This window comes from Actinoplanes sp. SE50/110 (assembly GCF_900119315.1).
In the GTDB taxonomy this organism is placed as follows: domain Bacteria; phylum Actinomycetota; class Actinomycetes; order Mycobacteriales; family Micromonosporaceae; genus Actinoplanes.
This window is the reverse complement of the sequence record NZ_LT827010.1, coordinates 594,585-614,950: the sequence shown is the minus strand read 5'-3', so window position 1 is coordinate 614,950 and position 20,366 is coordinate 594,585. Positions and strand designations below refer to the sequence as shown.

The following is a 20,366-nucleotide window of genomic DNA, read 5'->3' as shown; positions in this document are numbered from 1 at the left end:
CGCACGATCACACCTCCCCGTCGCCGTCACACTCAAGCGCACGCCTGCGGATCGCGATCGGTTCAGCCAGGAAGTCAGGCACTTCGATTTGGCACATACGAGAACGGCGGGACGCCCGGTGGGGCGCCCCGCCGCTCAGCTAGCCGGGAGCGGGATCAGCAGCGGCCGAGGTCTTCCCACTGCTGGGTCCAGCCGGGTTCGGAACCCTGGGTCCAGTAGCGGGCCCGCCACAGGTGTTCGCCCTGTCCGGACGGCGGCCCGCTCGGGTCGCCGTTCTTGCTCTTCTCGTGCTTGACCAGCGCTCCGCCCAGGTAGACCGAGCTGAACGCCCACTCCGGCGCATCCGAGCAGCCGGTTGCGGGCGGCTGCGAGGTGGGCGGGGAGGACGGCGGCGTCGACGGGGAGGATGGCGGGGTGGTCGGGGTGGAGCAGGTGCCACTGGAGGCGACCGTGTCGAGGAAGCCGGTGCCGCCGGTGCGGTAGGCGGCGGCCTGCGCGGTGGCCTGCGCCGGGGAGAGCACCTGGTTCTTGGCGAACAGCACCCAGTCGATCTGCTCGTTGTAGGTGCTCTTGCCACCGGCGTGGGCGGCCAGGTCGATGAACCAGAGGTTCCAGTTGATCGTCATGGTCTGGCGCGGGTAGTACTTGCCGCCGTGGTCGCCGACCTGGACGCCGTCGATCCAGTAGACGACGTGTCCGTTGGCGACCTGGGCGACCAGGTCGTGCCAACCGTCCAGGCTGGATCGTTGCGAGGAGTGCAGGTTGTCGGCGTACCACGGATCGTTTTGATAGGTGTACCAGGTCGTCTGGTAGTTGATCGGCCCGGTTTCGCCCCAGCCGCCGTTCGGCAGGTATTCGGAGATGTCGAGTTCGCTGTAGGTGGGGTCGAGGTCCCCGTTGAGCGGGCTGATCGTGAAGAACGTCTCGTTGATGTGGTCGCCGTCGGTGCCGGCGGCCGGGGTGTCGCTGAATCTGATCCGGCTGGCGTACGTGCCGTCCAGGAACCGTTTCTGGGCCGAGTACAGCTCGGCGTGCCCGGTGCCGGCCGCGGTGCCGTCGGTGTACGCGGTGAGCTGGGCGACCTTGTCGCCGTTCGCGGTGGGGAAGGTGATGTTGGCCGGTGACCAGGTGGCTCCGGCGACGCCGGGGCCGCCGGAGTAGCTGCGCGGGGTCCAGCCGTTCGCGGTCAGCGCGGCGTCCGACGAGGTGTTGTAGTGAAAGTCGTCGAAGAGATAGCCGCAGTCGGCGGCGGAGGCGGGCGAGCCGGAGCTCAGGGCGACGATGCCGGATGCCGCGAGCACCGCCGCCACCATCCCGGACAATCGACGTTTATCAATCTTCATGGACAGACTCCTCCCAGGGGGATCGGGGATGCCGGGATCAGGCGGTGCGCCGGATGCGACCGGTGTAGCGCGCCTCGATCTCCGCGTTGTGTTCCTTCCCGCCGGGCACGTTGTCCGACAGGTAGACCGGCGGGGTGACCCCCGCCGCGATCAGGGTGGCGACCACCTCGGTGACGATCTGCTGGGCGAGCAGCGCCGCGGTGATCGAGGAGACGGCGCCGACCGCGCCGCCGCCGGGGAGGGGCAGGATCGCGTCGCCGTAGGGTGCGCCGTTGTCCAGCACCACGTCGGCGATCTCACCGAGTTTGCGGCCGCTCGGGTGCCGGGACGCCACGCCTGCCGAGTGTTGCGCCGAGGTGATCGCGATCAGCGCGTGCCCGTGTTCCTTGACCAGCAGTCCCATCTCGACGACGGCGCCGTTGATCCCGGAGTTCGAGGCGATCACGAACGCGTCGTCCGGCTTGATCGGGGCCAGTTCGTAGAGGCGGTGCGCGATCTCGGTGCCCCGCTCGACCATCGGGTCGGCGAGGGCTTCGAGCGGGTCACCGCCGTACAGCACGATGTCGCGCAGGGCGATCCGGTTGGTCGGCACCAGGCCGCCGGCCCGGCCGGCGATCTCCATGGCCAGGGCCTCGGAGTGGCCGCAGCCGAAGGCCTGGATCACGCCCCCGTTGAGCACCGTCGTGGCGAGCAGCTCGGCGGCGCGCCGTTTCTCCTCGGCCTGACCGGCGCCGACCCGGTCGACCACGGCCCGGACCTGGTGCAGGAACTCTTCACTGGTGACGCTCACGGTTGTCCTTTCGCGCGCCCGCGGCGGCGGGTCGGGATCTTCTCGGGCAGTCGGTGGGCGTCGACCGCGCGCACGGTCAGCTCCAGCGCCTCGGCGGTCCGCTCGAAGGTGCGCTGGGCGACCGCGACGTAGATCAGGTCGAGCACGAGCAGCTGGGAGTGCAGCGCGGAGAGCGCGGCCAGCCGGAAGGTGGTCTCCTGCACCGAGGTGGTGAAGACGACGTCGGCCACCTCGGCCAGCGGCGACCGGGCGTAGCTGGTCACCGCCACGGTCAGCGCGCCGTGGTCGGCGGCCTCGGCGAGCGTCTCGATCACCTCGCGGGTGCGACCGGAGTGCGACAGCCCGATCGCCACGTCGCCGGGCAGCAGCAGCGCCGCATTGGTCAGCGCGGTGTGCGAGTCGGGCCGGTGCCAGATCGGCACCCGGATGCGTTCCAGCCGGAACGCCATCTCCCGGGCCGAGGTGCCGCTGCTGCCCAGGCCGAAGATCTCCACCCGCTGGGCGCCGGCGATCGCGGCCGCCACCCGTTCGACCGCGGCGACGTCGAGGCCGGCCGCGGTGCTCTGAATGGCCCGGGTGTCGGCCGCGGTGACCACGCCGAGCACGTCGGTGAGCGGGTCGTCGGGGGCGATGTCGCCGCTGATGTCGGTCTCCCAGCGGGCCTGTTCGGCCCGCCCGGTTTCGGTGGCGATCGCGACCCGCAGGCTGGCGTACCCTTTGAAGCCCAGCGTGCGGCTGAACCGGGTGACCGTCGCGGTCGAGGTGCCGGACCGCTCGGCGAGGTCCACGATGCTGGCGTGCGCCGAGGTCTCCGGGTCGGCCAGGATCGTCTCGGCGATCCGGGCCAGGGCTTCCGGCATGCCCGGGCCCTCGATCCGCAGTCGCCCGAGCAGGCCGCCGCTCTCACCGGTCACGGTGGTCATCCTTTTCATAGATTGTTGTTGTCGATGAAAATTACGACCGCTGCGACGTCTAGTCAACAAGAAATATTCATGCTTCGATCCTTGGGCATGGAGCTGGTGCTGGGAGTCGACGCGGGTGGCACCGGGACGCGTGCCGTGCTGGCCGGTCCGGCCGGCGTCATCGGCCGAGGTCAGGCCGGTCCCGGCAATCCGATCGCGGCGGGCCGGGCGGCGATCGGGGCGATCGCCGCCGCTATCCGGCAGGCGCTGGGTCACCGTTCCCCCGCGGGCGTACGACACGGCGTGCTGGGCCTGTCCGGGGCGAGTGCCCTGCACGACCCGGCGGTCCACGACCTCTTCCGGGACATGTGGGCGGGGATCGGCCTGACCTGCCCGATGATCGTGGTCGGTGACGTGCTGACCGCGTTCGCGGCCGGCACCGCGGCGGCGTCCGGTGCGGTACTGATCGCCGGCACCGGCGCGATCGCCGCGCGGATCGACGACTTCACCGTCACCCGGATCGCCGACGGTCTCGGCTGGCTGCTCGGCGACGAGGGGTCGGGCCGCTGGCTCGGGTTACGCGCGGTGCGGGCGGCCGCCCGCGATTTCGGCACCGGGTTCGCCGCCCGGGTCGCCGCGCACGCCGGCGTCGGCTCCTGCGACGAGCTGGTCCGCTGGGCTCAGGCGCTGCCGCTGGACGCGATCGCCGCGCTGGCCCCGATCGTCTGCGACGCCGCCCGGGCCGCGGATCCGACCGCCACCGCGCTGGTCGCCGACGCGGCCCGGCGGCTGACCCGCACCCTGGACAGTCTCGGCTCGCCCGGCCCGGTCGTGCTGGCCGGCAGCCTGCTCACCGCCGACACCCCGGTCCGCGAGATCCTCCTGGCCACGCTGCGCGCCCGCGGCGCGACGGTCACGCTGGCCGGTGACCCGGCCGAAGCCGCCGCCCGGCTGGCCGTCCACCTCGCGGAGAACGGGAACCGGCCGGGAATTCCGCAACGATTCCCGGCCGGCCCGCACCCATCGTAAAGAGCCGGTCCACCGGCCTCGGAGACCGAACCCGACCGGCGGACGGCCGGGCGTGCTGTGCCCGGCATAGAGCAACCCCGTAACTTCGGCGCATGATCCCTCGTTCGCCCGGACCCCGGACCCCGGACCCCGGACCCCGGACCCCGGACCCCGGACCCCGGACCCCGGACCCCGGACCCCGGACCCCGGACCCCGGACCCCGGACCCCGGACCCCGGACCCCGGACCCCGGACCCCGGACCCCGTGGACGACCGTCGGCCATTCCCGGACGGTGCTGGTCGTCGCCCGGACGGTCACGGCGCTCACCCGCCTGCTGGACGTACTCTCGCTGATCGCCGCCGACCGCCGCATCCAGATCGTCTTCACCGTCGACGACGAACATCCGGCGATCTTCGAGGCCGGCGTCACCGCCCTGCTCGACGACCTGGCCCCCCGCACCATCGACTGGCGGCAGGCCCGCAAGACCCGGTTCGACCTGATCCTGTCGGCCAGCGAGAACGACGGCCTGGCCGACCTGACCGGCCCGGTCCTGTTGTTCCCGCACGGCCTGGCGTTCCAGAAGTTCTATCCGGACAGTGACGTCGTGGCCGGTCTGCGCCCCGGCCTTCCGGACGGTGTGACCACCGCGCTGACCCATCCCGCCCAGAGCCGCACCGCTTCCGGCCGGACCGCCGTGCTCGGCGATCCGGCCTGGGCCCGGATGCTGGCCAGCCGGCAGCGGCGCGGCGTCTACCGCACCGCGCTCGACACCACCGGCCGCCGTCTGGTCGTGCTCGCCTCCACCTGGGGGCCCGACTCTCTGCTCGGCACCGTCCCGGATCTGCCGGAACGGCTGGTCGCGGACCTCCCGATCGACGAGTACCGGCTGGTCACGGTCCTGCACCCGGGTGTCTGGGCGGAGCACGGCCGGTGGCAGGTGCGCGCCTGGCTCGCGTACGCCGCCGACGCCGGGGTGCTGGTGCTCGACCCGGATTCCGGCTGGCAGGCCGCTCTGCTGGCGGCGGATCTGGTGGTCGCCGATCACGGTTCGCTCGGCGGGTACAGCGCGCTGCTCGGCGTTCCGCTGCTGCTCGGACCTCGGCCGAGTGGCAGCACCGTGCCCGGCTCGGTCGCCGCGCGCCTCGGCGAACAGTGCCACCGTCTGAATCCGCACGCCGCGCTGCGCCCGCAGATCGACGCCGTGCTGGACGGGCACGATCCGGACCGTTACCGGCGGGCGGTGGCCGATGCCGTCGTCGAGCCGCGCGACACCGCGGCCCGGTTGTCCCGCTGGGTCTATCGCGCGCTGGATCTCCCGCGGCCGTCCGCGCCGCCCGGGTTTCCGCCGCTGCCGGTGCCGCTGCCGGTGCCGGCGCCGGTCGCCGCGTGGGTGGCCGGCGTTCACGAGGAGCCCGATGCGATCGCGGTGTCCCGTTTTCCGCTCGTCGGGGACCGGCACGAGGATCTGCCGTACCGGCACGTCGTGGCCCGGGTGGAACGGGCGACGCTGACCCAGGTGGCCGGCGCTGCGGTCCTGGGGGTCGACGCCGCCGGCGACGACGACTTGTTCCGGCTGTGGCCGCACGCGCGGCTGGTCGTCTCCGTCGACGATCGGGGCTGCCGGGCCCGGTTCCGCGACGGCGACGCGGTGCACATCCGTGCCGATGATCCGGTGGTCGACCCGTGGGTGCTGGCCTCCTGGGCGTACTGGCGGATGCGGCGCGGCGAGTCGCCGGTGGGCACGACGCGGCTGCGGGTGGGCCGCCGCCTGGTCACCGTTGTCGCGGTCAGTCGCCGAGGGCTGCCAGACGACGACTGAACTCCTGCTCGCGGGGATGCTTGTCCCGGGCGTAGTGAATCGCGAGCCGGCTCAGGCAGTCCCGTGCGGTCTGCCGGTCGCCCTCCAGCTCCGCCAGCCGGGCCTGGAGTTCGAGCAGCTCTCCCTGATACTGGCCGGCGCCGCTGAGTCCGGTCAGCTCGACCGCGCGGGCCCAGTCGCGCCGGCCCTCGACGGCGTCCCCGAGGGACAGCCACGCCTTGGCCCGGACCGTGTGCACGCGGGCGGCGTTGCGCGGGTCTCCGGCCGGCAGGTGCACATCGGCCAGCAGGTCCAGTGCGTCCCGGCCGGAGCCGGCCTCGATCAGCACGTTCGCCAGCATCCGCAGGTGCAGGCCGAGCGCCCGGCGGTCGCCGATGGCCTGATCGATGTCCACCGACTGCCGCAGCAGCGCCGCGGCCCGGTCCAGCGCGGCGGGGTCGCCCCGCCGGGCGATCTCCTGTTCCCGGCGCGCCTGCGTTTCCCGCAGGGACGCCGTCAGTTGCGGGTCGGCCAGGCCCGCGATGCCCGCGTCGGCCCGGTCCGCCTCGTGTCCGGCCTGTTCCAGCAGGCCGAGCAGAGTCAGGATCCGGGCCTGGACGATGTGCAGCCGGATCACCGCCGCGGTCCGGCCCAGCGCCGCCGCGCTGGCCAGGGCCGATTCGTTGGCCCGCAGGCAGGTCCAGTGCCGGCCGCGCATGGTGAGCAGGGCTTCCAGCGCTCCGGCGATCTGCACCACCTCGGCGTGGTGCCCGCGGAAGTGCGCCTCGCGGAGCAGGTCCTCGACGTTGTGCGCCTCGGCGGCCAGCCAGTCCACCGGGCGCACCGCGGGAAACGGCCAGGTGATCGCCGGCGGGGCCGGGTAACGCCGCAGCCGGCCGTCGCGCGCCCGGTCGGTGACACCGGCCGGGTCCATCGCCAGGTCGGCGGCACCGGCCAGGTCCCGGAACCAGGTGAGATACCGGTGGAAGGCGGCGTTCGAGGTCTCCTCGCCCGGCCGCAGCGCCGTGGCCGCGTAGCGCCGCACCGACCACGGGAAGCTCAGCCGGCCGGACCGGTCCCGGGTGATCAGCGAGGTGTCGAGCAGGTCCGCGATCAGGTCGCGGCTCGGGTAGCCGAGCCACGCGCTGGCGCCGGCGTCGCTGAGGTCGGTGCCGGGGTGGCCGGCCAGCAGCGCCAGCCCGGCCGCGCTGTCCGCGCCGAGCAGTCCGGCGCTGCGGCGCACCGAGTTCGCGAACAGCACCTCGACGCCCGGGTCGGTGCGGAACCACCGCACCTCCTCGGCCACCGCGTCCGGCACGTTGCCGCGGATCGCCAGCCGACCACCGAACTGACGGAGCAGGGCCGGGTAGGCGTCGCAGAGCCGGATCAGCTCGTCGACCGCGTCCGGTTCGGCGGCGAGCGGCCCGCGACCGCAGCGGTCGGCCAGGATCTGTCTGGCGCTCGCCGGGTCGACCCCCTCGACGGGTTCGGGGCGGCCGGGATACCAGGCGCGCAGGTCCGGGGTGAGCTGCCGGGTGGTGATCAGCACGGTGCCGGCCGGCCCGATGTGCGCCAAGGCTTCGGCCTCCTCGGCGCCCACGAGGTTGTCCAGCACCACCAGGCAGCGACCGCGGCGCAGGAAGCGCCGGTACTGCAGGTCGACGTCGGCCGCGGTCACGGCCACCTCGTCGACGTCGAGCCGGCGCAGGATGCGCTGCTGCACCTCGGTGATCCGCAGGACCCCGCCGGTCCGGTACTCGTCGAGGTCGATCTCGGCGTAGCCGGTGAGCCGGTCCCGCATGTCGACGGCGACCTGCCGGGTCAGCGCGGTCTTGCCCGACTCGCGCGCGCCGTTGATCAGCCAGACGCCCGGCTGGGCGAGCCGTCGCCGCAGGTCGGCATGGTCGACGTAGTGCGGCTGCTCGTCGACGTGGACCGCGTTTCGGCCGGCGGTCGTCACCAGGTCGTCGAGGAGCTCCCGGAACTCGGCGTCCTCCTCGATCAGGCGCCGCAGGTAGGCGCGGCGCTCGGCCGGATCGTCCGGGAAACGGCTGCCCCGTTTCAGGAACCGGTCGATCAGGCGCCGGATCCCGGCTTCGGCGGCGTTGGCCACGCCGGGGGCGATCACCCGCACGGCTTCGGAGGTGAGCACCTCGATCGTGGACATTCCGGTCACTCCCCCTCGCGCGCGCGGCCTTCGGAAGCTAACACGTGCCGGGCTACAAAAGGGACGGTCAGGTCGCCGGATAGGCCCGGGTCTCGCTGGCTTTGACCGCGACCCACAGCTCACGGCCGGGGACCAGGTCGAGGTGGGCGGCGGCCGCCGGGGTGACGTCCGCGGCGACCACGAGCGGGCCGTCGAGGCGTACCCGGACATTGTCGCCGTGCCGCTGGATGTCGGTGAGGACAGCGGACCAGGTGTTGCGCGGGCTGCCATCCGGCTTCGCCGGATGCAGCGCGACCGCCGCCGGGGGGAAGGCCACGAACGCGTCTCCGTGAACGATATCGGTCGCGGTCAGCACCACACCGCTTTCCAGCCGTACGGCGTGACCGTCGGCCCGGCCGCGATAGAGGTTGAGCCCGACCAGCTGGGCGACATAGTCGGTGCGCGGCCGGGCGGTGATCGTGGCCGCGTCGCCCTCCTGCACCACCCGACCGCCCTCGATCACCACCAGCCGGTCGGCGAGCACCAGTGCGTCCAGCGGGTCGTGGGTGACCAGCAGGGTCGCGCCGGGGTGGGCGGCCAGGTGGCGCCGCAGCTCGGCCCGGGTCTCCAGCCGGGTGCGCGCGTCCAGGGCGGCCAGTGGCTCGTCGAGCAGCAGCAGTGTCGGGTCGACCGCGAGGGCCCGGGCGAGTGCCACCCGCTGCGCCTGGCCGCCGGAGAGCAACCGCGGCTTGCGGCGGGCGAACGCGGTCAGGCCGACGCGGTCCAGCCAGTGGTCGGCGGTGGCGTGCGCGGTCCGCCGGTCGGCGCCGTGCCGCCGCGGGCCGAAGGCGACGTTGTCCCGGGCGGACAGGTGCGGGAAGAGCAGGTAGTCCTGGAAGACGACGCCGATCGGGCGGCGTTCCGGCGGGGTCCGGGACAGGTCCCGCCCGTCGAGGGTGAGGTGCCCGCCGCCCAGCGGGGTGAGCCCGGCCAGGGCGCGCAGGGCGGTGGTCTTGCCGGCCCCGTTCGGCCCGAGCAGGGCGACCGTCTCGCCGCGCGCGACGGACAGCGCGATGTCGAGCTCGAAGTCGCCACGCCGCACCACCAGCCGGGCGTCCAGCAGGGCGGTCACGGCGTGGTCAGCCAGCGGTCGCGGAGGGCGGCCAGGATGGTCACCGAGACGACGAGCAGGATCAGGCTGAGCACCACCGCGCCGTCCAGGTCACCGCTCTCCATGGTCTGGTAGACGGCGATCGGCATGGTCTGGGTGATTCCCGGATAGTTGCCGGCGAAGGTGATCGTCGCGCCGAACTCACCCAGCGCCCGGGCCCAGCAGAGCACCCCGCCGGCCGCGATTCCGGGCGCCACCAGCGGCAGCGTGACGTGGGTGAAGGTGGTCCAGCGGGTGGCGCCGAGGGTGGCCGCGGCCTCCTCGTACCGGCTGTCCGCGCCGCGCAGCGCCCCCTCCACCGCGATCACCAGGAAGGGCAGCGCCACGAACGACTCGGCCACCACCACGCCCGCGGTGGTGAACGGCAGGCTCACCCCGAAGGTGGCCGCCAGCCAGCCGCCGAGCAGGCCGCGCCGGCCCAGGGCGAGCAGCAGGGCGATGCCGCCGACCACCGGGGGCAGCACCAGCGGCACGGTGACCAGCGCCCGGACCAGCCGCCGGCCCGGGAAGTCCACCCGGGCCAGCAGCCAGGCCAGCGGCACACCGAGGAGCAGGCAGAGCGTGGTGGCCAGGCTCGCGGTCAGCAGGGACAGCCGGAGCGCCGCGAGCACCTCGGGCCGGGTGAGGCGGTCCGGCAGCGAGGCCCACGGAGTGCGCCCCAGGAGCCCGGCGAGCGGCAGGACCAGGAAGATCAGTCCGCCGATCGCGGGCACCAGCAGCGCCACCGGGACCCGACGTGTCACGGCGTCTGGAATCCGGCGGCGGTCAGCACCCTGGTCCCCTCCGGGGAGAGCACGTAGTCGACGAACTCGCGGGCGCCGGTCGGGTTCGCGGCCCTCTTCAGCACCGCGATCGGGTACTCGTTGATCGCCTCGGCGGATTCCGGGAACTCGACGGCGTCCACCTGCGCGGACGCCGTCCTGGCGTCGGTGCGGTAGACCAGCGCGGCGTCCACCTCACCCAGTTCAACCTTGGAAAGTGCCGCTTTGACGTCCTGCTCCAGCGTCACCGGGGTGAGCTTGACGCCGGAGGCCGCGAGGGCGCTCTGAGCGGCCGCGCCGCATGGCACCTCGGCGGCGCAGAGAGCCACCTTGAGGCCCGGTTTCGCGAGCTCGGCCAGACCGGTGATGTGCTTCGGGTTGCCCTTCGCGGTGGCGATCACCAACTGATTCTTCACGAAGGTGGTGGGGGTGACGGCGGCGTCGCCGATGGTCGCCATGTTCCTCGAGGCGGCCGAGGCGAACACGTCGGCCGGGGCGCCCTGGTTGATCTGGGTGGCCAGCGCGGCGCTGCCGGCGAAGTTGAAGGTCACCCGGGTGCCCCGGTGCGACGCCTCGAACTGCCTGCCGAGCGTGGTGAACGACTCGGTGAGCGAGGCCGCCGCGAAAACGCTGACATCGGTGGGCGTGGTGTCCTTCGCCGGAGACGAGCACCCGGCCAGGCTCACCGCCAACAGTGCGACGGCTGTGACGCGTTTCAACCGATCCTCCCCGGGGTGGCCCGCTCCACCACGACGGTGGTGGATTTGATCACTGCCACCGCCAGCGAGCCGACCTGGAGGTCGAGCTCGTCGACGGCCTCCCGGCTCATCAGCGACACCAGCCGGAACGGTCCGGCCTGAATGTCCACCTGAGCCATGACGGTGTCCTTGACCACCGCGGTCACGATCCCGCGCAGCCGGTTGCGCGCCGACGAGGAATCGGACCGCTCGGCCGCGTCCGCGTTCCGGGCCCGGACGAAGCCGGCCAGGTCGGCGCCGTCGATGACCCGGTGACCGTGCTCGTCGCGGGTGGCGGCCAGCCGCCCGGCGTCGACCCAGCGGCGCACCGTGTCCGGGCTGACCCCGAGCAGATCCGCCGCCTCGCCCATCGGAAACACCGTCATGCCACTCACCCTAGTCAATCGCAGTTGCCATCCGGCATGGCGTCCCCCACGCGCATCCTCAGGCTCTACCAATGAATCGGCTCGCATCTGCGGAAAGGCGAAAAAGCCCTTCGCCCCGGGCAACCGTTCCCGCCCCGGCGACCACCGCGAGCGGCACCTGGAACGGCCTGCCGCCCACTGTCGCCCTGGCCGGGCCGAACGGGCAGTACGTCGCACCCGGCATGACGGCGGTGGTCCGGCCGGGCCACCGTCCTTCTCCGATCAGATGTCGAACTCGCCGTCGAAGACCCCGCCGGTGAACGCGTCCCACTCACCCTTGGTGAAGAACAGCGTCGTGCCGGTGTCCCGGGAGTTCCGCATCGCCGCGCCGCCGTCGGGCAGCCGGGCGATCTCCACGTAGCCGTCCTCGTCGTTCCCGGACCGCAGCCAGACCGCGGTCGCCGGGTCGAACGCGGCGGCATACCCCTTCGCACTCATGCGCCGACCCTAGGACACATCGGCCGGTGCGGTCAGATCCACGATCGTGCATGGTGGAGCGCCCGGTGGGTATCCGTGAGCTACATCACGAACACGTGGAGGTATTCCCATGGCGCAAAGCTTGGGTTCGCCTGCCCCGGCCTCCGAACCAGGAACGATCCGGAGCTTGATCCCCGCACGCATCGACCGGCTCAGCTGGTCACCTTTCCATACCCGCATGATCCTGGCGCTGGGCACCGCCTGGGTGCTCGACGGCCTGGAGATCACCATCGCCAGCGCGATCGGCCCGGTGCTGTCCGACAAGGCGACCCTGGCGATGACCTCCGCCGAGGTCGGCGCGATCGCCACCGTCTACCTGATCGGCGAGGTGTTCGGCGCGCTGTTCTTCGGCCGTCTCTCCGACAAGCTGGGCCGCAAGAACCTGTTCGTGGTGACCCTCGGCGTCTACCTGGCCGGTAACGCCCTCACCGCGCTGACCTGGGGCAGCGGCACCGCGGCGATCGTCTTCCTGTACCTGACGAGATTCATCGCCGGCGCCGGCATCGGTGGCGAGTACGCGGCGATCAACTCGGCGATCGACGAGATGATGCCGGCGAAGTATCGCGGCCGGGTGGACATCGGGGTGAACGGCACCTACTGGGGTGGCGCGATCCTCGGCACGCTGGGCACCTTTGTCCTGCTCAACCACATGAACCTGAACCTGGGCTGGCGGCTCGGCTTCCTGATCGGCCCGGTCATCGGTCTGTGCATCTGGAACCTGCGCAAGCATCTCCCGGAGAGCCCCCGCTGGCTGATCATGCACGGCCGGGAGGCCGAGGCCGAGGAGAACATCGCGCAGATCGAGCGGGCGGTGGAGTCGTCCGGGCAGACGCTCGCCCCGATCGACGACAGCCGGGCCATCGACATCCGGCCGACCCAGTCGCACGGTTACCTGTCACTCCTGCGGGTGCTCTTCAAGCAGCTGCCGCAGCGGTCGATCCTCGGCGCCTCGCTGATGATCACGCAGTCGTTCCTGTACAACGCGATCTTCTTCACCTACACGCTGGTGCTGACCAAGTTCTACGGGGTGGATGAGAAGAACGCGCCGATCTACCTGATCGCGTTCGCCGCCGGGAACCTGATCGGCCCGCTCACCATCGGGCACCTGTTCGACGTGGTCGGCCGGCGCAAGATGATCGCCGGGACGTACCTGCTCTCCGGTGTGCTGCTGGCGATCACCGCGGTGCTGTTCAACGCGGGTGCGCTGAACGCGATCACCCAGACGATCTGCTGGTGCGTGATCTTCTTCTTCGCCTCGGCCGGGGCCAGCTCGGCGTACCTGACGGTCAGCGAGATCTTCCCGCTGGAGATCCGGGCGCAGGCCATCGCGGTGTTCTTCGCGATCGCCCAGTGCTTCGGCGCGATCGGCCCGGTCTTCTACGGCTGGCTGATCGGCGAGGGCGACGACCCGGGCAAGCTGTTCATCGGTTATCTGATCGGCGCCGCGGTGATGGCGATCGGCGGAGTCGTCGAGATCTTCCTGGGTGTCGACGCCGAGGGCAAGTCCCTGGAGGATGTGGCGACTCCGCTGTCCGCGGTGGTCCGCACGGCAGACTGACGCAGGTCAGCGCGGGTGCGCGGCGACGAACTCGGCGATGTACTCGTCGAGCCGGCGCTGCGGCTGCCAGCCGAGGCCGGCCGCTTTGGTGAGGTCGGCCTTGCCGCGCACCCGCTCCCCGGGCAGCGCCGGGATCAGCTGGAACTCGGCGCCGAACAGTTGCGCGACCTCGGCCAGCGGCCACTCCCGGCCGGTGCCGAGCAGGTAGCCGTCGCCGGCACCGCCGCGGGCGACCAGGATCAGGCCCCGCACGATGTCGTCGATGTGGGTGAAGTCGCGCGTCTGGGTGCCCGGGGAGACCACGGTCAGCGGCTCGCCGGCCAGGTACTGCCGCTCGAAGATGCCGATCACGGTGGCGTACTTGCCGTTGCCGATCTGGCCCGGGCCGTACACGTTGTAGAAGTACGCGATGGCGTAGTCCAGCCCGAACCAGTTCGAGTAGTTCTTGATGTACTCGATGTTCTTCGCCTTGGTCCAGGCGTACGGGTTCAGGTTCTCGTCGTCGCCGTCGTTGCCGAACTTGGAACTGGAGCCGGCGTAGATCAGCTTCGCCCCCGCCGAGGCGGTGAACTTCACCACCTCCTTGGTGCCCAGCACGTTGAAGTCCCAGGTCAGGTCGTGGTCCTCGAACGACTGCACGATCCGGGAGTATTCACCGAGGTGGAAGACGAGCTCCGGAGCGGGCAGCCCGTGGCCGGCCCAGATCTTGGCGATCTCGGCGGTCGAGCCCTCCAGGTAGGTCACCCGCGGGTCGTGGATGTGGTTCGCCGGCGAGCCGGTGAAGTAGTTGTCCAACGAGACGACGGTGGCGTCGGGGAACTCGGTCAGCAGGGACCGGATCAGAGCCGTGCCGACGAATCCGGCGCCACCGGTGACCAGCAGAGTTTGACTCAACGTAGTTCCCAACCCCTCAGCCGCGGCAAATGCGCCGCCAAGGCTACCAAGCACAGCGGCCGCACCCGAACTGGTCGGGTGCGGCCGCGGCCGGATCGATGGAAGGGTCACCAGGCAGAAGGCGCCGGCGGCGGAACCACCGCGGGACGGTCGTCGCAGGTGATCACGTTCGGGACGAACGGGCCGAGCCAGCCCCCGTCGTTGCCGCCGAGATCACTGAGGGTGAACTCAGACCCGCTGGGCGTGAAGTGGAAGGAACCGCAGTTGTTCACCCCGACCGCGCCGACGTTGCGGGCGTCCACGTTCTCGAACGTGGCACCGCCGGCGGCGCGGGCGCTGACCACGCTGGTGCCGGTGCCGTCCACCCGGATGTCCTTGAAATGCACCCCGGTGATCGCGTACCGGTCCTTCACGCCCCAGTCGGACACCAGCATGATCGCGTTGTAGGTGTTGTCGAGGAAGTCGTCCCCGGTCACCCGGATGTCCGCGTCGATGCCGGCGTCCAGTGCGAGGAACCAGATCGCCCCGAGGCCGATCCGCCAGTTCAGGTCGTACGTCCCGGCCCGCACCGTGGTGTTGCCGGTGATCCACAGGTGTCCGGTGAACGGCTCGGCGCCGAACCGCGAGCCGGCGTGGATCCCGCTGCCCTCCCGGATCGGGTCGGCCACCAGGTTGTTCGAGACGGTGTTGTCCGCGCCGCCGTAGACGGCGATGCCGTTGGCCAGGGTCGGCGTCTGCACCGTGTCGTGGTCGAAGGTGTTGCCGCTGTCCGCGGTCTTCTCCGACCACATGGCCAGGCCGTCGTCGCCGGTGTTGCGGATGAAGCTGTTCCGCACCACCGAGCCGGTCACCCCGGTGTGGAAGTTCAGCCCGTCGGCGATCTGGTCGACGATGATGGTGCCGCTGATCGTGGTGTTCGCCATCGGGCCGTCGAACCACAGCCCGACCTTGGTGTGCTGGATGTACAACCTTTCGATCGACGAGTCGCTCATCGCGCCGCCGATCCCGTTCACCTGGTCGGTGTCGATCCGCTCGCGGACGTCGCCCTGGATCGCGAAGTCGGCGAGGTGGACGTCGTGACTGCCGCCCTCCTTGCCGTAGAAACCCACCCCGGTGTGCACCGAGCCGTCGGCGGCCGGCGTGGACAGGGTGACCTGGTGACCCTTGACGACGGTGTACCAGTTGCCGGCCCCGGTGACGGTCACGTCGTCGACGACGATGTGCCGGTTCACCTGGAACGTGCCGGGCGGCAGGTAGACCGCGCGGTGGACCTTCCGGGCGAAGGCGATCGCCCTCTCGATGGCGCCCGCCGCGTCGCGCCGGCCGGTCGGGTCCGCGCCGAACAGCAGCACGTTCACCGCGCCCAGGTCGACCTTCGGCGGCCCGACCAGCTCCGAGTCGAGCAGGTCGATCGTGGTCGGCACCTCGCGCGCGGTGAGCCGGATCCGGTCGCCGGCCCGGTACGTGCGGCCCAGCGCGAGCCGCTGCTCGTCGTAGAAGTGCATCGGCCGGAACGGCTCGGTGATCGCCGGCGCCGGCGTGGTGGCGGCCGGCACACAGCCGCACTCGGTGATCCACCAGTCCGGGTGCAGCAGCCCGGCCCGCGGGTCGTCGCTGAACGGATACTGGTTGTACAGCCAGGAGTACTGCGAGGTCAGCGTCATGGTGCGGGTGCCGCCCGGGGTGCCGACGGACAGCGGTGCGGTGATCCCGCCACCGGTCGCGGCGTCCGGGATGCTGTACCGCACGGTGATCGCGTTCGCGGCTTCGGGCAGGGTGAACTCGACGTACTCCCCCGGGTCCAGGGTGACCGCGGAGCGCCCGGAGGCCTCCGCGGCGAGCGTGTACGGGGTCCGGTCGGGGCTCAGCACACTGCCGGTGGTGACGGCCTGCTCGGCTTCCTGCTCGGCGAATGCGACGGTGGCGCCGCGGCCGGCGACCAGGGCCGGATCGAGGGCGGCCCGGGTGGCCGCGGGGTTGGCGGAGGGCGGATGGGCCAGGGCGGGATCGGTCGGGCCGATCGCCAGCACGCCGAGAATGACCAGCGGTGTGACCAGGAGAGCGGCCCAGCGGGGCGGAGCGGACATGCCGCCGACCATAGAATCGTGTGATCTGCTCCACAAGGGTCGGTCCTGTTTTGCCGATGAAATGCTTGGATCTTTCATGCGAGCTTGGATTTCTTGCGGCATGCTCGTCATCTCGATGCTCGCCGCTTGCAGCGCCCGGCCGGCGGCGCCGGCCTGGACCCGGATCACCCTCCCCGGTGGGGAGCGCGCGACGTTGCGCGACGCGGCCGCTTGCGGCGACCGGTGGTACGTCGTGGGCGCCGTCCCGGACGGCGACGACACCCGCCCGGCCGCCTGGTCCAGCCCCGACACGGTGACCTGGACCCCGGTCACCTTCGCCCCGCTCCCGGACAGCTTCTACGGCCCGCACGAGGTGATCTCGACGGTGGCCTGCGCCGGTGACCGGGTGACGATGCTCGGCGGGGCACCCGGCGGCGCGCACGGCAACCTGCGGATCAGCACGTGGCGCCGGCTGCCGGACGGCCGGATGGCGGAGAACCCGGCGCCGTTCGCGACATACGGCGGCGACACCGCGGTCGACACCGAGCACCTGGCCGCCGGGCCGGCCGGCTTCGCGGTCGCCGGCAACCGCTCGTCCGGCGCCGCCGCCTGGCTCTCCCCCGACGGCGCCGGTTTCCGGCTGTTCGAGAACGCCCCCGGCCTCGCCGGCCCGGGCACCGCCGCCCGTGACGCGGTGCCCCTGCCCACCGGCGGCTGGGCCGTGCTGGGCAGCCGCAACGGTCACGCCGCGGCCTGGATCACGGTGGACGGCAGCCGCTGGACCGGCGACGATCCCCCGGCCGCCGGCGGTTTCACCGAGTTGCAGCGGGGCATCCCGGACGGCGCCGACCTGCTCGCGATCGGCCCGCACGACCGGCGGCTGGCGGTCTGGCGCCGGCACGACGGCACCTGGTCAGCCCTCGGCGACTTCGGCACCGCACCCACCGGGGTCGCGTCATTGACCCGGGCGAACGGCAGGTTCATCGCGGCTGGCGACGGGCTGTGGTCCTCGGTCGACGCGCGGCGGTGGCGGGCTGTCGACGTACCGGAGAACATCGTGGCCGTCGCCGGCCGCGACCGTCTGTTGCTGGCGGTCGCGGCCGGGACTCTCTACGTGACTACACCTTGAAGCGGTCGACGATCCGGCGCAGGTCGGTCGACATCCCGGCCAGATGCGCGGCGGACCGGTCGGCCTCGGCCACGCCGACCGTGGTGAGCTGCACCGACGCGGCCACTCCGGTGATCGTTTCGGCTACCCGGCCACCTGCCTCGGCGGCCTCGCCGACGTTGCGGCTCATCTCGTTGGTGGTCACCGTCTGCTCCTCGACGGCCGAGGCGATCGTGGTCTGGAAGTCGTTGATCCGCCCGATGATCTCGCTGATCTCCTCGATCGCGGCGACCGCGCCCGCGGTGTCCGTCTGGATCGCGGCGACCCGCTGACCGATGTCCTCGGTGGCCCGTGCGGTCTCCTGGGACAGCTCCTTGACCTCGCTGGCCACCACCGCGAACCCCTTGCCCATCTCACCGGCGCGGGCCGCCTCGATGGTGGCGTTCAGTGCGAGCAGGTTGGTCTGCTCGGCGATGGCGGTGATCGTCTTGATCACATCGCCGATCTCCGCCGACGACTCACCCAGCTTGGCCATCACCGCGCTGGTGTTCGCGGTGACCTCGACCGCCCGGTTGGCCACCTGCACGGCCAGGGTGGCGCTCTCGCTGATCTCCCGGATCGACGCGCCCATCTCCTCGGAGCCGGCCGCCACGGTCTGGATGTTGACCGACATGGTCGCCGCCGAGTCGGCCACCGTGGCCGCCTGCTCGGCGCCCTCGGCCGCGCTGGCCGAACTCTGCCGGCTGGTCTCGGCCAGGCCGCCGGCCTCGGTGGCCAGCGACTCGGCGTGCGCGGTCAGGTCGGTGACGGTCTGCCGCAGCGAGCCGGTCGCGGCGCGCAGCGAGTCGGCCATGTGCCCGAGCTCGTCGCGCTGCCACACGTCCGGGTCGCCGGTCAGGTCACCCTCGGCGACCTGGTCCAGCACGCCGCTGACCCGGCGCAACGGCACGATGATCAACCGCGCCACGAGCAGCGCGCTGCCGAGCCCGAGCAGCAGCGCCAGGGACAGTGCCACGATCACCAGGGTGCGCGTGCGGGTCACGGTGTGATCGAAGCTCTGACCGGCGAGCAGATCCTTGTTGGCCTTGTCGAGATCCGCGGTGAGCAGCGCCTCGTAGGCCTTGCGCAGGTCCCGGTTCGCGCCCAGGCCCAGCGTGGTGGCTTTCTCCGGGTCGCTCTTGTACAGGGCGAACTCGGACTTCAGCGCCTCGAACCAGGTGTCCGAGGCCGCCCGGATCGCGTCGACCCGGGTCACGTCGTCCGGGGCGGCGATCGCCCGCGCCGCGGCCAGCGACGCGTCGGCCTTCGCCTGCCGGCCGAGCGACTCGTCGCTGAACTTCGCGTCGCCCTTGAGCAGGAAGCCCCGCTCGTCGTTGGCGGCCGCCTTGAGCTGCAGTGCGGCGTCGCCGAGATTCTTGACGTACGGCGCCATCCGGCCGACCTCGGCGTTGCGGGTCTTCTCCATCGCGCTGATCCCGGTCACACTGAGCACACCGGTGACGATGGTCCCGGTGATCGCCACTCCGGCGACCGCGAGCACTTTGGTGGCGACCTTTCGGTCTCGGCACCACTGCCCCAGCCCACGGTTTCCGGTCATGGTGATCCCTCTCTTGGTCGGTACCGTAATATTCGGCATCCGGCGGGAGGGACTGACCGCTGCAACGGAGAATCAACCCAGCGCCTCCGCGCGTCTGCGCAGGGCGCGGCGCTCCGGCTCCGAGGTGGCTGCCGCGGCGGCGCGGCGGAACAGCCCGGCGGCCATCCGATGGTCACCGGCCCGCTCCGTGAGGTCCGCTTCTGCGGCCAGCGCATAGCCGCCGACCGCGCCCCGGACCTCGGCCAGAAGATCAAGGCCGGCTTGCGCGCCGTACGCGTATCCGTGCGCCACCGCGCGGTTCACCGCCACCATCGGGGTCGGGTGGACCCGGGCCAACTGGTCGTACCAGCCCGCGACGGTCGGCCAGTCGGTGGCCGCGAAGTCACGCGCGGTGGCGTGGCAGGCGGCCAGGTGCGCCTGGATCGCGTACGGCCCGGTGACCGGATGCGCGGTCAGCAGCCCGACCGCCTCGGCGATCGCCGCGTGATCCCAGCGGGACCGGTCCTGCTCGGCCAGCGGCACCAGGTCGCCGGCCGGGTCGCGGCGGGCCGCCCGGCGCGAGTGCTGCAGCAGGAACAGGGCGAGCAGGGCGGCGACCTCCGGCTCGGCCGGCATCAGCGCGACCAGCAGTCGGGCCAGCCGGATCGCCTCCTCGGCCTGGCTGTCCGCGGTGTCGTAGCCGTGCGTGAACAGCAGGTAGAGCACGGCCAGCACGCCGGGCAGGCGTTCGGCCAGCGCCGGGCCCTGCGGCACCCGGTACGGAATCCCGGCCTGCTCGATCCTGGCTTTGGCCCGGGACAGCCGCCGGGCCATCGCCGGCTCGGCGACCAGGAAGAGCCGGGCGACGTCAGCGGTCGGTACCCCGGCCACGACGCGCAGGGTGAGCGCCACCCGGGACTCCGGCGCCAGCGCCGGGTGGCAGCAGGTGAAGATCAGCCGGAGGCGGTCGTCGGCCGCCGGCGGTGGCTCGTCGGGCTGCAGCAAGGCCAGCTCCTGAAGTTTGCGGTCGGCGGTGGCGGCCCGGCGGAGCTGGTCGATGGCCCGGTTCCGGGCGGCGGTCATCAGCCAGCCGCCCGGATTCCCCGGTTCGCCGTCGACCGGCCAGCGCCGCAGCGCCGTCTCGATGGCGTCCATCGCGCAGTCCTCGGCCAGCGTCCAGTCGCCGGTCAGCCGGATCAGGGTGGCGACGATCCGGCCGAACGACTCCCGGAAGAAGACCTCCTGCACCGCGGCCGACCTCAGCCGGCCCAGTAGGGGCGCAGCTCGATCCGGCCGCCCCAGGCCATCGGGTGGGCCCGGGCCACCTCGATCGCCTCGTCCAGGTCGGCGCATTCCAGGATGTCGAAGCCGACGATCACCTCTTTGGTCTCGGCGAACGGGCCGTCGGTGAGCAGCAGTTCGCCGCCGCGCACCCGGACCGTGGTGGCCGCCTCCGGCCCGACCAGCTGGTTGCCGGCGACCCGGCGGCCGTTGGCGTCGTTCTCCGCGACCCAGGCGAAGATGTCCGGCGCCGCCAGCTCGGTCTCCGGCTCGGTGTCGGTGCAGACGAACATCATGTACTTCATGGACGGTCTCCCTGTTCGGT

Annotated in this window: 18 protein-coding genes; 4 read left to right on the top strand and 14 right to left on the bottom strand. The window is 71.9% G+C overall.

Annotated features, from left to right (window positions below):
* Nucleotides 1-155 precede the first annotated feature (155 nt).
* Genes ACSP50_RS02700 through ACSP50_RS02690 form a run of 3 tightly spaced genes read right to left on the bottom strand, consistent with a single transcriptional unit; the run spans nucleotide 156 to nucleotide 3,056 of the window.
* Nucleotides 156-1,343, bottom strand: a complete 1,188-nt coding sequence (locus tag ACSP50_RS02700; protein WP_014687619.1) for a glycoside hydrolase family 16 protein — start codon at nucleotides 1,341-1,343, stop codon at nucleotides 156-158.
* Nucleotides 1,344-1,380: 37 nt separating this feature from the next.
* Nucleotides 1,381-2,133 (bottom strand): sugar isomerase domain-containing protein, encoded by a 753-nt coding sequence (locus tag ACSP50_RS02695; protein ID WP_014687618.1) that lies wholly within the window; start codon nucleotides 2,131-2,133, stop codon nucleotides 1,381-1,383.
* On the bottom strand, nucleotides 2,130-3,056 hold the full coding sequence (locus ACSP50_RS02690; RefSeq protein WP_231956847.1) for a MurR/RpiR family transcriptional regulator: 927 nt from the start codon (nucleotides 3,054-3,056) through the stop codon (nucleotides 2,130-2,132). The genes ACSP50_RS02695 and ACSP50_RS02690 overlap by 4 nt, the downstream gene beginning before the upstream one ends.
* Nucleotides 3,057-3,125: 69 nt before the next feature.
* On the opposite strand from ACSP50_RS02690, the gene ACSP50_RS02685 reads away from it, so the two are divergent.
* Together ACSP50_RS02685 and ACSP50_RS02680 are read left to right on the top strand one after the other, a co-directional pair.
* Nucleotides 3,126-4,064, top strand: coding sequence for an N-acetylglucosamine kinase (locus tag ACSP50_RS02685; RefSeq protein ID WP_063713991.1), 939 nt, complete (start codon nucleotides 3,126-3,128; stop codon nucleotides 4,062-4,064).
* 271 nt (nucleotides 4,065-4,335) lie between these two features.
* Nucleotides 4,336-5,862 carry a hypothetical protein gene (locus tag ACSP50_RS02680; RefSeq protein ID WP_014687615.1) on the top strand — a complete coding sequence of 509 codons (1,527 nt, stop codon included), beginning with the start codon at nucleotides 4,336-4,338 and terminating at the stop codon, nucleotides 5,860-5,862.
* Here ACSP50_RS02680 and ACSP50_RS02675 read toward each other — a convergent pair.
* The 6 genes from ACSP50_RS02675 to ACSP50_RS02650 form a co-directional block, all read right to left on the bottom strand.
* A complete protein-coding gene (locus ACSP50_RS02675; protein ID WP_014687614.1) occupies nucleotides 5,831-8,008 on the bottom strand; it encodes a hypothetical protein in 2,178 nt (725 codons plus the stop codon). The two genes, ACSP50_RS02680 and ACSP50_RS02675, sit on opposite strands and share 32 nt — an antisense overlap.
* Before the next feature lie 67 nt (nucleotides 8,009-8,075).
* On the bottom strand, nucleotides 8,076-9,119 hold the full coding sequence (locus tag ACSP50_RS02670; protein WP_014687613.1) for an ABC transporter ATP-binding protein: 1,044 nt from the start codon (nucleotides 9,117-9,119) through the stop codon (nucleotides 8,076-8,078).
* Complete coding sequence (locus tag ACSP50_RS02665) at nucleotides 9,116-9,901, bottom strand: ABC transporter permease (protein WP_014687612.1); 786 nt, start codon at nucleotides 9,899-9,901, stop codon at nucleotides 9,116-9,118. The genes ACSP50_RS02670 and ACSP50_RS02665 overlap by 4 nt, the downstream gene beginning before the upstream one ends.
* On the bottom strand, nucleotides 9,898-10,638 hold the full coding sequence (gene modA / locus ACSP50_RS02660) for a molybdate ABC transporter substrate-binding protein (protein ID WP_014687611.1): 741 nt from the start codon (nucleotides 10,636-10,638) through the stop codon (nucleotides 9,898-9,900). The genes ACSP50_RS02665 and modA overlap by 4 nt, the downstream gene beginning before the upstream one ends.
* A complete protein-coding gene (locus tag ACSP50_RS02655; RefSeq protein ID WP_014687610.1) occupies nucleotides 10,635-11,042 on the bottom strand; it encodes a molybdopterin-binding protein in 408 nt (135 codons plus the stop codon). Before ACSP50_RS02655 ends, modA begins: the two co-directional genes overlap by 4 nt.
* 261 nt (nucleotides 11,043-11,303) lie before the next feature.
* Nucleotides 11,304-11,519 (bottom strand): DUF397 domain-containing protein, encoded by a 216-nt coding sequence (locus ACSP50_RS02650; protein ID WP_014687609.1) that lies wholly within the window; start codon nucleotides 11,517-11,519, stop codon nucleotides 11,304-11,306.
* 217 nt (nucleotides 11,520-11,736) lie between these two features.
* On the opposite strand from ACSP50_RS02650, the gene ACSP50_RS02645 reads away from it, so the two are divergent.
* Nucleotides 11,737-13,116: an MFS transporter gene (locus tag ACSP50_RS02645; protein ID WP_231956846.1), complete on the top strand. Its 1,380-nt coding sequence runs from the start codon at nucleotides 11,737-11,739 to the stop codon at nucleotides 13,114-13,116.
* 6 nt (nucleotides 13,117-13,122) lie between these two features.
* Here ACSP50_RS02645 and ACSP50_RS02640 read toward each other — a convergent pair whose 3' ends face one another.
* Together ACSP50_RS02640 and ACSP50_RS02635 are read right to left on the bottom strand one after the other, a co-directional pair.
* Nucleotides 13,123-14,010: an NAD-dependent epimerase/dehydratase family protein gene (locus tag ACSP50_RS02640; RefSeq protein ID WP_014687607.1), complete on the bottom strand. Its 888-nt coding sequence runs from the start codon at nucleotides 14,008-14,010 to the stop codon at nucleotides 13,123-13,125.
* Nucleotides 14,011-14,117: 107 nt separating this feature from the next.
* Complete coding sequence (locus ACSP50_RS02635) at nucleotides 14,118-16,097, bottom strand: glycosyl hydrolase family 28-related protein (protein WP_043513404.1); 1,980 nt, start codon at nucleotides 16,095-16,097, stop codon at nucleotides 14,118-14,120.
* A gap of 76 nt (nucleotides 16,098-16,173) precedes the next feature.
* Between ACSP50_RS02635 and ACSP50_RS02630 the strand changes: the two genes are divergently transcribed.
* On the top strand, nucleotides 16,174-17,205 hold the full coding sequence (locus ACSP50_RS02630) for a hypothetical protein (protein ID WP_155123428.1): 1,032 nt from the start codon (nucleotides 16,174-16,176) through the stop codon (nucleotides 17,203-17,205).
* Here the strand turns inward: ACSP50_RS02630 and ACSP50_RS02625 are convergent.
* From ACSP50_RS02625 to ACSP50_RS02615, 3 genes are all read right to left on the bottom strand, one after another.
* Nucleotides 17,195-18,781 (bottom strand): methyl-accepting chemotaxis protein, encoded by a 1,587-nt coding sequence (locus tag ACSP50_RS02625; protein WP_014687604.1) that lies wholly within the window; start codon nucleotides 18,779-18,781, stop codon nucleotides 17,195-17,197. The two genes, ACSP50_RS02630 and ACSP50_RS02625, sit on opposite strands and share 11 nt — an antisense overlap.
* 72 nt (nucleotides 18,782-18,853) lie before the next feature.
* Nucleotides 18,854-20,032, bottom strand: coding sequence for an RNA polymerase sigma factor (locus tag ACSP50_RS02620; RefSeq protein WP_369793940.1), 1,179 nt, complete (start codon nucleotides 20,030-20,032; stop codon nucleotides 18,854-18,856).
* On the bottom strand, nucleotides 20,020-20,346 hold the full coding sequence (locus ACSP50_RS02615) for a YciI family protein (RefSeq protein WP_014687602.1): 327 nt from the start codon (nucleotides 20,344-20,346) through the stop codon (nucleotides 20,020-20,022). Before ACSP50_RS02615 ends, ACSP50_RS02620 begins: the two co-directional genes overlap by 13 nt.
* Nucleotides 20,347-20,366: the final 20 nt, after the last annotated feature.

Excerpts from the sequence above, each read along its gene's own strand:
- ACSP50_RS02700 (WP_014687619.1), bottom strand. The coding sequence starts at position 1,343 with ATGAAGATTGATAAACGTCGATTGTCCGGGATGGTGGCGGCGGTGCTC.
- ACSP50_RS02690 (WP_231956847.1), bottom strand. The coding sequence starts at position 3,056 with ATGACCACCGTGACCGGTGAGAGCGGCGGCCTGCTCGGGCGACTGCGG.
- ACSP50_RS02685 (WP_063713991.1), top strand. The coding sequence starts at position 3,126 with ATGCTTCGATCCTTGGGCATGGAGCTGGTGCTGGGAGTCGACGCGGGT.
- ACSP50_RS02675 (WP_014687614.1), bottom strand. The coding sequence starts at position 8,008 with ATGTCCACGATCGAGGTGCTCACCTCCGAAGCCGTGCGGGTGATCGCC.
- ACSP50_RS02655 (WP_014687610.1), bottom strand. The coding sequence starts at position 11,042 with ATGACGGTGTTTCCGATGGGCGAGGCGGCGGATCTGCTCGGGGTCAGC.
- ACSP50_RS02650 (WP_014687609.1), bottom strand. The coding sequence starts at position 11,519 with ATGAGTGCGAAGGGGTATGCCGCCGCGTTCGACCCGGCGACCGCGGTC.
- ACSP50_RS02645 (WP_231956846.1), top strand. The coding sequence starts at position 11,737 with ATGATCCTGGCGCTGGGCACCGCCTGGGTGCTCGACGGCCTGGAGATC.
- ACSP50_RS02635 (WP_043513404.1), bottom strand. The coding sequence starts at position 16,097 with ATGTCCGCTCCGCCCCGCTGGGCCGCTCTCCTGGTCACACCGCTGGTC.
- ACSP50_RS02630 (WP_155123428.1), top strand. The coding sequence starts at position 16,174 with ATGCGAGCTTGGATTTCTTGCGGCATGCTCGTCATCTCGATGCTCGCC.
- ACSP50_RS02625 (WP_014687604.1), bottom strand. The coding sequence starts at position 18,781 with ATGACCGGAAACCGTGGGCTGGGGCAGTGGTGCCGAGACCGAAAGGTC.
- ACSP50_RS02615 (WP_014687602.1), bottom strand. The coding sequence starts at position 20,346 with ATGAAGTACATGATGTTCGTCTGCACCGACACCGAGCCGGAGACCGAG.